Origin of the sequence: Henriciella mobilis (genome assembly GCF_003576315.1) — a bacterium.
Lineage (GTDB): Bacteria > Pseudomonadota > Alphaproteobacteria > Caulobacterales > Hyphomonadaceae > Henriciella > Henriciella mobilis.
Genome location: NZ_QWFZ01000033.1, coordinates 155,704 through 168,537, shown reverse-complemented (window position 1 = coordinate 168,537; position 12,834 = coordinate 155,704). Strand labels below are relative to the sequence as shown.

Here is a 12,834-nt window from a genome sequence, read left to right as displayed (position 1 = left end):
CGCCTATTCGTCGATGACGGCAGGCACGCGCGGGATGTCGCAAATGTCGTTCTTCAGCTGAGCCGCCGCGGCCAGCCGGTCGGTCCAGACCTGGATATCCGTGCTCTGGACATAGGCCACCGGGCGCTCATCCTCAGGCAGTTCGGAGGCCATATAGGCCTCTTCAAGAATGTCCGGATCCTCGATCGGCGTGCCATTCGGTTCCGGCCCGATCTTGATGGCGCGCACGACATCAAACCCGTCAATCACGCGGCCCCAGGCGGTGTAGCCCTTGTCGAGGTGCTCGGCCTGGTAACGCATCAGGAAGAACTGGCTGTTGGCGGAGTTCGGATCGTCGGTGCGCGCGGTCGACACGATACCGGGGCAATGGGGCACCCAGCTGTCGACGCTGCCATCCTTCGTCATCTCGGCGAGATAGGCGCTCTGGGTGGCGATCGGGAAACCCTTGTAGAGGCCCTGCGTCGCGCCGCCCTCGGGGCCAACCGGGTTGATCTTCATCTCCTGCGGATTGCGGCGGAAGGTGAACTCGCCTTTCAGGTCCGGCAGGCCGGACTCGCGGCCCTTCAGTGCAAAGATATCGCCGCCCTGGGCCATGAAGTCATCGATCACGCGATGGAAGCTGGTGCCGTCAAAATCACCGGATTCAGCGATGGTGCGGAACTGTTCGACATGGTTCGGCGCCACGTCCGGCAGCATCTCGATGATGATGCGGCCCTTGCTGGTCTCGAAGATCAGCATGTTGTCTGCATCGACCTGGCGCCACTCATCGGGGGCCGCGTTCACGTCTTCCATGGTCCACTCCGGCGCGCTCGCGCTGGAGGGTTCGGCATTCGCGGTGCCGTCGCTCTCTTCGGCGCAGGCAGCGGCGGCCAGCAGGGCGCTACAGGCCAGGGATACGGAAAACAGGCGTGTCATCGTCACTTGTACTTCTCCAGAAGCCTCTCCCTCACGCGCGGCGTGACGAAGGAGGTGATATCGCCCCCGAACTTCGCGATCTCCTTGACCAGGCGAGACGCGACAGCCTGATGCTGAACATCCGCCATCAGGAAGACGGTTTCAATCTCGCGATTCAGCTGCTCGTTCATCGCGGTCATCTGGAACTCGTATTCAAAGTCCGACACGGCGCGCAGCCCGCGGACAATGACGTTCACATTGCAGGTTTCGGCAAAGTGCATCAGCAGGTTGTCGAAGGGCCTGACCTCGATCGTGACATTGCGCGGATTAGGCAGGTCGGCGGTGTCCTGTTCGACAATCGAGACCCGTTCCTCCAGCGAGAAAAGCGGCTTCTTGGCTTCGTTGACGGCAACCCCGATGATCAGCTTGTCGACCAGCTTGAGGGCCCGGCCGATAATATCGAGGTGCCCCATCGTGATCGGATCGAAGGTTCCGGGGTAAAGTCCGACGCGTTCCATTGAGGTTCCTCCCTGCCCCGTGCACTGAATAGCAGGCCAGGACGGCCTGCTACTCTTCTGTATCGTCTTCGCTGTCTTCTACAAGACGTGCAACAGAGACAACACGCTCGCCCTCATTGGTGCGCAGCACCCAGACGCCCGAAGTTGCCCGTCCGGCAATGCGGATTTGGTCGACCCCGGTGCGGATGAGCTGGCCGCCATTGGTGACGAGCATGACCTGGTCATTATCGTCGACCGTGAAGGACTGGGCGATCTTCTTGACCGGCCCCTTCTTCTTGTCGCGGCCCCAGATATTGTGCGCGACGAGGCCTTTGCCGCCACGGCCGGTGACCCGGTAGTCGTAGCTGGAAGAGCGTTTGCCCATGCCGTCATCGGTGATCGAGAGGATGAACTCCTCACGAGCGCCCAGTTCGGCAATCCGCTCAGTGCTGAGCGCGGCTTCTTCCTCACCGCTCTCGTCGGCCTCATCGTCGGCGGCAATATCGCCTTCGTCGATATCGTCCTCGCCACTCGCCGCGCGCCGCATGGCGGCGGCATGCTTGAGATAGGCGCGCGCCTCGGCGGAGGTCACTTCGACATGGTGCATCACGCCCATGGCGATCACCTCATCGCCTTTTTCGAGCCGGATGCCGCGAACGCCCGTGGAATTGCGGCCCGCAAAGACGCGCACATCATCGACCTTGAAGCGGATACACTTGCCGAGCGCTGTGGTCAGCATGATGTCATTGTCTTCGGTACAGATCTTCACCGAAACGATGCCGTCGCCCTCATCCAGCTTCATCGCGATCTTGCCGTTGCGATTGACGCGGATGAAGTCGCTCAGCTTGTTGCGGCGGACCGTGCCCGAGCGCGTCGCGAACATGACGTCGAGCTCGTTGCGGCTCTCCTCATCGTCCGGCAGCGGCATGACCGAGGTGATGCGCTCATCCTTGGCCAGCGGGAAGATATTGACCAGCGCCTTGCCGCGCGATTGCGGCGAGCCGACCGGCAGGCGCCAGACCTTCTCCTTGTAGACCATGCCTTCGGAGCTGAAGAACAGGATCTCGGTATGGGTATTGGCGGTGAAGAGACGGGTGACGAAATCCTCGTCCTTCATCGAGACGCCGGAGCGCCCTTTCCCGCCGCGATGCTGGGTACGGTAGGTCGAGAGCGGGACACGCTTCACATAGCCGCCATGGGTCACCGTGACGACCATGTCCTCGCGCTCGATCAGGTCCTCATCGTCCATGTCCGCATCGGCGAAGGTGAACTCCGAGCGGCGCGGCACGGCGAACTTTTCCTTCACCTCGCTCAGCTCGGCGCGGATGATGTCGAGGATACGCGGACGCGAGCGCAGGATGTCGAGATAGTCGGCAATCTTTTCCGACAGGCCCTTCGCCTCATTGCCGATCTCGTCACGGCCAAGGCCGGTCAGGCGCGAGAGCTGCAGGGCAAGGATGGAGCGGGCCTGCTCGTCGGAAAGGTAGATGGTATCGCCATCGCCCCGGCGGGTCCGCCGGTCGGCAATGAGGTCGAGCAGCGGGCCCATATCCATGATCGGCCAGGCTTTCGCCAGCAACTGCTCACGGGCCGCATTCGGATCCGGCGCATGGCGGATGATGCGGATGACCTCGTCGATATTGGCCACGGCCAGCGCGAGACCGACCAGGACGTGGGCCCGGTCGCGGGCCTTGTTCAGCTCGAACTTGGTGCGCCGGGCAACGACTTCCTCGCGGAACTGGATGAAGGCCTGCAGCACGGCCCGCAGGTTCAGCTGTTCCGGCCGGCCGCCATTCAGCGCCAGCATGTTGACCGGGAAGGAGCTCTGCAGCGGCGAGAAGCGGTAGAGCTGGTTCAGCACCACATCGACGCTCGCATCCTTCTTCACCTCGATCACGACGCGGATGCCGTGACGGTCGGATTCGTCGCGCAGGTCGGCAATGCCCTCGATCCGCTTGTCGCGGACCAGTTCGGCAATCTTCTGCACCATCGCCGCCTTGTTCACCTGGTAGGGAATCTCGCTGACGATGATCGCCTGGCGCCCGGAGCGCACCTCTTCGATCTCCGTGCGCGAGCGCATCAGGACAGAGCCGCGGCCCTCCAGCAGCGCCTTGCGCGAGCCGGCATAGCCAAGGATCAGGCCGCCGGTCGGAAAGTCCGGCCCCGGCACGATTTCCAGCAGCGCCTCGTCATCGATGGCCGGATCGTCGATCATGGCGAGCGTCGCATCGACCACTTCGCCGAGATTGTGGGGCGGGATATTGGTCGCCATGCCGACCGCGATGCCGCCGCCGCCATTCACAAGCAGGTTCGGGAACTGCGCCGGCAGGACCATCGGTTCCTGCTGCGAGCCGTCATAGGTGTCCTGGAAGGGCACCGTATCCTTGTCGATATCGGCGAGCAGGTACTGCGCCGCCTTCGTCATGCGCGATTCGGTGTAACGCATGGCCGCCGGCGGGTCGTTGTCGATGGAGCCGAAATTGCCCTGCCCGTCCACCATGGTGAGGCCCATGGAGAAGGGCTGCGCCATCCGCACAAGCGCGTCATAGATCGCGCTGTCGCCGTGCGGGTGGAAGTTACCCATCACGGCACCGACAATATTGGCCGACTTCTTGTAAGGCTTGTCAGGCGTGTTTCCGCCGACATGCATTGCATAGAGAATCCGGCGGTGAACGGGCTTCAGGCCGTCGCGCACATCGGGCAGCGCGCGGCTGACGATCACGCTCATCGCATAGTCGAGATAGGAACGTTTGAGCTCATCCTCGATATCGACCGGATCGATGCCGTCCTCGTGCGGCGGCTGCGGATTCTCGGGCTCTTCTGGCGGAGTGTTTTCGTCGCTCACGGAAGACCTGCCTTCTGCTATCCTACGCAGGCGTCGAATCGCCCGCCGAATCTGGCTTTCAGCCTAGCAGGCGGCAGCCACAGAGACCACCCTCGGCGCCACCTTTCAGCAGCGCTGGCAGGCCTTTCCACAGGCGACGTCGCCCAACCGCTAGAGAAGGTCCCCGCCGGCTGCGGCTGCGGTCGTTCCGTCCTTCTTGAAGGCGCGGATGACATTCTTGCCGGTGATCCATTTGTGGACCTCGTCCGGCCCGTCTACCAGGCGCTGGGAACGGATATGGGTGTACCAGGCCGCGAGCGGCGTATCGAGGCTGTAACCAAGCGCCCCGTGCAGCTGGATTGCAGTGTCGACCACCTTGTGGACCATGTTGGCGAGGAACACCTTGGCGATGCCGTTTTCCTGGCGCAGGTCCATGCCATTCTCCGCCTTGTAGGCGATGTGCATCAGCATGAGGCGCGCGATGTAGAGCTGGCTGGCGCATTCGGCCAGCATGAACTGGACGCCCTGGCGGTCTTCGAGGCCCTTGCCGAAGGTCGACCGGCTGGTGACGCGCTCTGTGGCGAGATCCAGCGCGCGCTGGGCCATGGCGACATTGTGCATGCCGTGGCGCAGGCGCCCATAGGCAAGCCGGTGCTGGCCCATGGCGAAGCCCTTGCCCTCCCCGCCCAGCAGGTTCTCCTGCGGCACGCGGAGGTTTTCGATCTTCACCTCGGCATGGCCACCACCCATGATTTCGTAGAGCGGGCCATGGACGGCCATGGTCGGGATATCGCGGACGATGTTGTAGCCCGGGTCGGGCAGTTCGACGATGAAGGTCGAGAACTGTTCGTGGCGCGGCGCTTCCGGATTGGTCTTGGCCATGACGACGGCGATGTCGGCGACCGACGCCGCAGACGAATACCACTTCTCGCCATTCAGCACGTAGTGGCTATTGCCGTCCTTCTCCGCGCGGGTCTGCATGCCGGTCGCATCGGCGCCGGCAGCCTTTTCCGTCATGGAGTAACAGACGCGCTTCTCGCCATTCAGGATCGGCTTCAGGAACTTTTCCTTCTGGTAGTCGGTGCCGTGCGCGAGCAGCGTCAGCATGGTGGCATCGTCCGGGCCCTGCGAGTTCATCGACAGCGCGCCGAGATGGCTCTGGCCAAGCTCCATCTGGACCAGCGCATTGGCGAGCGGCCCAAGCCCCATGCCGCCATGCTCCTCCGGGATGAAGGGCAGCCAGAGGCCCTGCTTTCGCGCTTTGCCGCGCAGCTCATTGAGGACGGTCTTGTAGTCCTCGCCATCCGTCAGCCGTTTCTCTGCCGGGATGCACTCATCCTGCACCCATTGGCGCACGCGCTCGCGGACCTTCTTCGCCTCTTCGGGTATCGTGAAATCAATCGCCACAGCTGGCCTCCCTTGTTTGTCTTTCGAGGCAGCCTAGCGGCGATCTTCACGGCTGCACACGCCTGCCGCGAGGTCACGGAGGAAAGCGGGAGTGTAGCTTCGAATTGCCTCTGGCCGCGCGCCGCCGCTAAGGTCGAGTCGGACAGCGTGGAGGAATCGGCATGAGCGAGCAGTCTTCATGGAACCGGCGCAGGCTTCTGCAGGCCGGTGCAATGGCGGGCATCGCCTCGCTGGCTCCACGTGCCATGGCGAATGAGCGGCCGGGCTGGCGCGACGGGCCGTCGCTCCCCATTCCAGTGCAGGAAATCTATCCCTGCCTGCATGACGGCCGGATCCATGTCGCGGGCGGCTTCGTGGCCTCAGGCGGCCGGATTACGGGACCAACCGCTGCGCACCATGTTCTCGATGTCGCGAGCGGCGCCTGGCAGGCCGGAACACCCCTTCCCGTTGCGCGCCACCATCCCCAGCTCGTCAGCTTTTCCGGCAGCCTCTACTGCATTGGCGGCTTTGAATCGCACCAGGCCGGCGCCTGGCAGATGAAGCGGGATGTCTGGCGGCTTGCCGGCGAAGATGAGGGCTGGGTGGCCGGTCCCGAAATGCCCGCGCCGAACGGCGAGAGCGTGACCGGCGTTCTGGGCCGAAACCTTCATGTCGTCGGCGGGCGCCAGCCGTCGGGGACGCGCAATCTCGACTGGAACGACCATACCGATACCGGCGCACACTGGGTGTTCGACGGCACCGCCTGGAGCGATGCCGCCCCACTGCCAACCCCGCGCAACAGCGCTGCGGGCGTTGTCGCCGATGGCCGCCTGCATGTGGTCGGCGGACGGACCGTCTCAGGCGGCAACACCCCCGTACATGAGGTCTATGATCACTGGTCGGACCGCTGGGAGCGCATGGCGCCGATGCCGAAGGCGCAGGGCGGGCTGGCCGCTGGCGTCATGGGCGATCGGCTCTACGCCTTTGGCGGGGAATTCTTCAACAATGGCGGCGGGGTCTACCGCGAGGCCTGGGAGTACGACACGATCGAGGACCGCTGGCGGGCGATTGCCGACATGCCCAAGCCGCGCCATGGCCTCGGCGGCGTGACGGTCGGAAACGACATCTATCTTATCGGCGGTGCGCGCCAGCGCGGCGGCAGCCAGACAAGCGCAGCCGTGGAGATCTACCGCCCTTGACCTTCTGACGGGTGCGGGCGAAAGCCCCGTCCATGGCAGACACCACAGACAATTCAGCCCCGCTGCAGCAGCACAAATGGTACGAGGACCTGCAGGCGATCCTGCTTGGCACCTTGCTGCTCTCCTTCGGTGTCACGCTTTATAGCGAGGCGATGCTCATCACGGGCGGCGTGGCGGGCACCAGCCTGCTCGTGGAATTCGGGACGCGGCTGAGCTTTGGCCCGGTCTTCTTCGTTCTGAACCTGCCCTTCTACATTCTGTCCATCATGCGCATGGGCTGGGGCTTCACGCTCAGGACCTTTGCCTGCATCGCGCTGATCTCTGCGCTGACGCGGCTGATCCCGCTCTGGGCCGACTTTTCATTCCTTGCGCCGAGCTTTGCAGCCGTCATGGGCGCGGCGATGATGGGTGTCGGTCTGGTCGTGCTGCTGCGTCACCGGGCCGGGATTGGCGGGGTCACCATCCTCTCGCAATTCCTGCAGGACAAGGGGATCATCCGCGCCGGGCTCTTCCAGCTGATCGTCGACCTTGTCATCCTCATCGTGGCGCTGTTCATGCTACCGCTGAAACTGGTCGCCCTGTCGATCATCGGCGCCTTCGTGCTGAACCTGACCGTCGCCATCAATCACAAGCCCGGCCGCTATCGCGGGATGAGCTAGGCCCGCCGGTCCTCCACGATCCGCACGGCGTGGCCGGGGTCCTTCTTCACGACGATGTCGGCATGGTCCCGCATCGGCAGGATGTGGTTGTCGAGATTGGGCCGGTTGATGTCGTTCCAGACCTTCAGGGCAAAGACTTTCAACTCGTCCAGCGTCATGTGCCGGAAGCGGGCATAGAACGACGTCGGATCATGCTCGGCCGCTTCCCAGAAGCGCACGAAGCGCTCGACATACCAGGCTTCGAGGTCGACAATGTCGGCATCGAGATAGACTAGCAGGTCCGGCTCGCCCGCGCCCCGTTCCCGGCCGCCCGGCACCGGCAGGCCGAGCCCCTCGAGGATCAGCACATCCGGCCGGGTAATCTCGCGCGCGAGCGCCGGATCGATGTCGAACGTCTCATGGCTGTAGCCCGGAAACCGGGCCGGGCCTGAGCGAACGGCCCGGATCGCAGCCGCCATCGCGGCGCGGTCATAGGTCTCGGGAAAGCCCTTGCGGTTGGTCAGCTCGCGCGCCTCAAGCACCGAATTCGGAAACAGGAAACCATCGGTCGAAACGGTCTCGGACGTGTGGCCGGCTGAAGACAGGTGTCGGGCGACATGCCCGGCCAGCGTCGTCTTGCCCGATGCAACCGAACCGGTCAGCCCGATGACGAGCACCGAACCAGGGCTGGCCATTCCGGCAAGGCGCCCGGCTATGACATCGGTTCCCGGAGCGGCTGGGTGTCCCGCCATCGTGCCTGATCAGCCTCGCCCTAAAACGGGATTTCGTCGTCGAAATCCTGGTTGAAGTCCTGCGGCGGGCCATCGAGTTCACGCGGGCCGCCGGAGCTGCCACCGCCATAGCCGCCGCCACCCATGCGGCCGCCACCGCCGCCGCCCTGACCGCCACCGGGGCTGTCGAGCATGGTCAGCGTGCCATCAAAGCCTTGCAGGACGACTTCCGTCGTATAGCGGTCCTGGCCGTTCTGGTCCTGCCATTTGCGGGTCTGCAGCTTGCCCTCGAGATAAACCTTGGAGCCCTTCTTGAGATACTGCTGGGCAATGCGCACGAGCCCCTCGGAGAAAATCGCGACATTGTGCCATTCGGTCTTCTCACGGCGCTCGCCGGTATTCTTGTCTTTCCAGGTTTCGGACGTCGCAATACGCAGATTGCAGACCTGCCCGCCATTCTGGAACTGCCGCACTTCCGGGTCGGCGCCCAGATTACCGATGAGGATGACCTTGTTCACCGAGCCTGCCATGTCGCGCTCCATTCATTTCGCATTCGAATCGTAAGGCTTGGGTGTAATACGTGTCTTGGCGCGTGTCGCCCTCGCACCCCATATTTCCACAATCCTGCGCCCAAACCACTGTCACTGGCATGATGTTCATTTTTTGTTCTTGTCGTCAAGCTGGACTCCGGGCACACATGTAGATTGATAGACCTGAAGCGTTCCCAGAGGCTTTGCCGATGACTGCCCCCGACCTTCGCATGATCCGCGTGCGCGGTGCGAAAGAGCACAATCTCAAGAATATCGATGTCGACATTCCGCGCGACCAGCTCGTCGTGCTGACCGGCCTGTCGGGTTCGGGCAAGTCCTCGCTTGCCTTCGACACGATCTATGCCGAGGGCCAGCGGCGCTATGTCGAGAGCCTGTCTGCCTATGCGCGCCAGTTCCTCGAGCTGATGCAGAAGCCGGATGTGGAAAGCATCGAGGGCCTCTCGCCGGCCATCTCCATCGAGCAGAAGACGACCTCGAAGAACCCGCGCTCGACGGTCGGCACGGTTACCGAGATCTACGACTATATGCGCCTGCTCTGGGCCCGTGTCGGCATACCCTATTCGCCGGCCACAGGCTTGCCGATCCAGTCGCAGACGGTTTCGGAAATGGTCGACCGGACGATGGACCTGCCGCAGAAGACGCGCCTCTACCTGCTCGCGCCGATGATCCGCGGGCGCAAGGGCGAGTACAAGAAGGAGTTTGCCGAACTCCTGAAGAACGGCTTCCAGCGCGTGAAGGTCGATGGCGAGTTCCACGACCTCGAAAGCCCGCCGACGCTCGACAAGAAGTACAAGCATGACATCGATGTCGTGGTCGACCGGATCGTCATCCGCGAAGGCATGGAACAGCGCCTGGCCGAGAGTTTCGAGACCGCGCTCGGCCTCGCAAACGGCATCGCCGTGCTGGAATATGCCGATCTTGAAGAGGGCGAGACCGAACCGAAGCGGATCACCTACTCGGCCAATTTCGCCTGCCCCGTCTCCGGCTTCACCATTCCGGAAATCGAGCCGCGCCTCTTCTCGTTCAACAATCCGTTCGGCGCCTGTCCGACCTGCGACGGCCTCGGCCAGCAGTCGAAGACCGACCCGGAACTGATCGTGCCGGACAAGGACCTGACGCTCGCCAAGGGCGCGATTGCGCCTTGGGCGAAGGGCCAGTCACCCTACCAGACACAGACCCTGCAGGCGCTGGCCGACCATTATGATTTCGACCTCGACAAGCCGTGGAACAAGCTGCCGGAGAAAGTCCGCGATATCATCCTCAACGGCACGGGCGATGAGGAAGTCCAGTTCGTCTATGATGATGGCCTGCGCCGCTATGAGGTGAAGAAGACGTTCGAGGGCGTCATCCCCAACCTCAACCGGCGCTACCGCGAGACAGACAGCCAGTGGGTGCGCGACGAGATCACCAAATACATGTCGGCGGCCGACTGCCCCGCCTGCGGCGGCAAGCGCCTGAAAGCCGAGGCCCTGGCGGTGAAGATCGCCGATCACGACATTGCCGACGCCTCGGAATTCTCCATCAAGGAAGCCGGCGACTGGTTCGGCTCGGTCGAAGGCTCGCTGAGCGACCAGCAGAAGGAAATCGCAAGCCGCATCCTGAAGGAAATCAATGACCGGCTGGTCTTCCTCAACGCGGTCGGCCTTGAATACCTCTCCCTGTCGCGCGCCTCGGGCACGCTGTCGGGCGGGGAAAGCCAGCGCATCCGCCTCGCCAGCCAGATCGGCTCCGGCCTGCAGGGCGTGCTCTACGTCCTCGACGAACCATCCATCGGCCTGCACCAGCGCGACAATGAGCGCCTGCTGGAAACGCTGAAGCGTCTGCGCGACCTCGGCAATTCCGTCCTGGTCGTGGAGCATGACGAGGACGCCATCCTCACCGCCGACCATGTCATCGACATGGGCCCGCGCGCGGGCGTGCACGGCGGCGAGGTCATTGCTGAAGGCAAGCCGGAAGACATCATCGCCAATGAGAACAGCCTCACCGGCGCCTATCTCTCCGGCAAGGAAGAGATCGCCATCCCGGCCAAGCGGCGCCTGAAGAAGAAGGCCCGGTCGCTGACCATCAAGGGCGCGAGCGGCAACAATCTCAAGAAGGTCGATGCCACCATCCCGCTCGGAACCTTCACCGCGATCACCGGCGTCTCGGGCGGCGGCAAGTCGACGCTGATCATCGAGACCATGTACAAGGCACTGGCGCGCAAGCTGAACGGCGCCTCGGACGCCCCAGCGCCCTATGAGAGCATTGAAGGCCTCAACCATCTCGACAAGGTCATCGACATCGACCAGTCGCCCATCGGCCGCACGCCGCGCTCCAACCCGGCAACCTATACCGGCGCGTTCGGTCCGATCCGCGACTGGTATGCCGGCCTGCCGGAAGCCAAGGCACGCGGCTATGCGCCGGGCCGCTTCAGCTTCAATGTGAAGGGCGGGCGCTGCGAGGCGTGCCAGGGCGACGGTGTCATCAAGATCGAGATGCACTTCCTGCCGGATGTCTACGTCACCTGCGAGACCTGCAACGGCAAGCGCTACAATCGCGAGACGCTGGAAGTCCTCTACAAGGGCAAGTCGATCGCCGACGTGCTCGACATGACGGTCGAGGAAGCCGAGAAGTTCTTCTCCGCCGTGCCGAGCATCCAGACCAAGATGGAAACGCTGAACCGGGTGGGCCTGTCCTATATCAAGGTCGGCCAGCAGGCGACGACCCTGTCGGGCGGCGAAGCCCAGCGCGTGAAGCTCGCCAAGGAGTTGTCGAAGCGCGCCACGGGCCGAACGCTCTACATCCTTGACGAACCGACCACGGGCCTGCATTTCGAGGATGTCCGCAAGCTCCTCGAAGTGCTGCATGAGCTGGTCGATGCGGGCAATACGGTGGTGGTGATCGAGCACAATCTCGACGTCATCAAGACCGCCGACCACATAATCGATATCGGCCCCGAGGGCGGCGATGGCGGCGGCAAGGTCGTCATTACTGGAACGCCTGAAGAAGTCGCCGCAAGTGACTCAAGCTGGACAGGAAAATTCCTCGCCGAGACCTTCCGCCGGCAGGATGAGAGACGCGCCCAGCGCAACAAGGCGAACCGCAAGAAGGCCAAGCAGGCGCAGGCCGCCGAATAGGCTCAGGCGAACACGTCGGGCGCCTGCGCAACCCCGCCGCCGCGCGGATCGGTCTTGGCCGCCAGCGCGGCCGGGCCGGCCCACATGAAGGTGATCAGCCCCTGCACCATCACCCAGAACATCCAGCCTCCAATGATCGGGGCAAGGATGTCGAACTGCATGAGGGCCGACAGCAGCATGAGCGGGTTCTGGGCATCGATCGCCGTCTGGAACCGCTCGATATTCGCCATGATGGCCGCCGCGACGCCGGTGCCGATGAAGTACCAGGTCAGCATGGCGATCGTCACCACGATGATGGCCAGCACGAGATAGGATCCCAGCAGCGTCCAGAACCGCCCGCGCGTGACGTTCCAGGCATCGAAAAAGATGACCCGGCCGTCGCGCACGGTCATCGCCGAGGCGGGCGCAAGCCTCACGCCGATCCATGTCCAGAGGCCGGTAAGCAGCGCCATGCAGAGCAGGACCGCAATCGCGCCGCCGGCCGGATTGTCGAGGGCATAGACCAGCGAGGCCGTGGAGATCGCGATGAAGATGATGCTGAAGATCTGCGCCGCAAGGCCAAGCCCGACCCAGATCAGCCCGACCAGGATCAACCGGAACTCGTCGCCGCCGATCCGAAGACTGAAGCCCTCGTCGCGCACCAGGCGCCGCTGGGCTGCCGCCTCGAACACCGCCCAGAACATGACGCCAAGGATCAGCATCAGCAGGTAGCCGAACACGATCCAGCCAACGATCTCGACCGCGCGCCGGGCGAGGATCGCCTCGATCTCGGCGTCGCTGGCCCCGCCCATCGCTTCGACAAGGATGCTGAACCAAATCCCGAAAAGCGGCTGGAAGAGCGCATAGCTGAGCGCGGTGAGACAGACCGCCACGGCCAGATAGGAGGCGAGGTATTTCCAGAGGAAGCCGCGGGGACCGTCGCTGCGGGCGAAATGCAGAACCGAATTACCAAAACTGAACTGCTGGGCCATGCGCGGCGACGTCTCCGAGTGTTATCG

10 protein-coding genes are annotated in these 12,834 nt (G+C 63.5%); 3 read left to right on the top strand and 7 right to left on the bottom strand.

Annotation, left to right across the window (positions count from 1 at the left end; all coding sequences use genetic code 11):
* Positions 1–3: 3 nt before the first annotated feature.
* The 4 genes from D1227_RS15515 to D1227_RS15500 form a co-directional block, all read right to left on the bottom strand.
* Complete coding sequence (locus D1227_RS15515; protein ID WP_119405283.1) at positions 4–915, bottom strand: peptidylprolyl isomerase; 912 nt, start codon at positions 913–915, stop codon at positions 4–6.
* 2 nt (positions 916–917) lie between these two features.
* A complete protein-coding gene (gene coaD / locus D1227_RS15510) occupies positions 918–1,412 on the bottom strand; it encodes a pantetheine-phosphate adenylyltransferase (RefSeq protein WP_119376945.1) in 495 nt (164 codons plus the stop codon).
* Positions 1,413–1,461: 49 nt separating this feature from the next.
* Positions 1,462–4,236: a DNA gyrase subunit A gene (gene gyrA, locus D1227_RS15505; RefSeq protein ID WP_199288335.1), complete on the bottom strand. Its 2,775-nt coding sequence runs from the start codon at positions 4,234–4,236 to the stop codon at positions 1,462–1,464.
* A 150-nt stretch (positions 4,237–4,386) separates the two neighbouring features.
* On the bottom strand, positions 4,387–5,622 hold the full coding sequence (locus D1227_RS15500) for an acyl-CoA dehydrogenase family protein (RefSeq protein ID WP_119405281.1): 1,236 nt from the start codon (positions 5,620–5,622) through the stop codon (positions 4,387–4,389).
* 161 nt (positions 5,623–5,783) lie between these two features.
* Here D1227_RS15500 and D1227_RS15495 point away from each other — a divergent pair, with 161 nt between their 5' ends.
* Positions 5,784–6,800: a Kelch repeat-containing protein gene (locus D1227_RS15495; RefSeq protein ID WP_233350127.1), complete on the top strand. Its 1,017-nt coding sequence runs from the start codon at positions 5,784–5,786 to the stop codon at positions 6,798–6,800.
* A gap of 32 nt (positions 6,801–6,832) precedes the next feature.
* The gene (locus D1227_RS15490) at positions 6,833–7,459 is read left to right on the top strand and encodes a YitT family protein (RefSeq protein ID WP_119405280.1); all 627 of its coding nucleotides are present in this window, start codon (positions 6,833–6,835) and stop codon (positions 7,457–7,459) included.
* Here D1227_RS15490 and D1227_RS15485 read toward each other — a convergent pair.
* Both D1227_RS15485 and ssb read right to left on the bottom strand, forming a co-directional pair.
* A complete protein-coding gene (locus tag D1227_RS15485; RefSeq protein ID WP_119405279.1) occupies positions 7,456–8,190 on the bottom strand; it encodes a nucleoside/nucleotide kinase family protein in 735 nt (244 codons plus the stop codon). The two genes, D1227_RS15490 and D1227_RS15485, sit on opposite strands and share 4 nt — an antisense overlap.
* Positions 8,191–8,210: 20 nt before the next feature.
* Positions 8,211–8,699 (bottom strand): single-stranded DNA-binding protein, encoded by a 489-nt coding sequence (gene ssb / locus D1227_RS15480; RefSeq protein WP_119405423.1) that lies wholly within the window; start codon positions 8,697–8,699, stop codon positions 8,211–8,213.
* 209 nt (positions 8,700–8,908) lie between these two features.
* On the opposite strand from ssb, the gene uvrA reads away from it, so the two are divergent.
* Positions 8,909–11,836 (top strand): excinuclease ABC subunit UvrA, encoded by a 2,928-nt coding sequence (gene uvrA / locus D1227_RS15475; protein ID WP_119405278.1) that lies wholly within the window; start codon positions 8,909–8,911, stop codon positions 11,834–11,836.
* A 2-nt stretch (positions 11,837–11,838) separates the two neighbouring features.
* Here uvrA and D1227_RS15470 read toward each other — a convergent pair whose 3' ends face one another.
* Positions 11,839–12,807: a hypothetical protein gene (locus tag D1227_RS15470; RefSeq protein ID WP_119405277.1), complete on the bottom strand. Its 969-nt coding sequence runs from the start codon at positions 12,805–12,807 to the stop codon at positions 11,839–11,841.
* Positions 12,808–12,834: the final 27 nt, after the last annotated feature.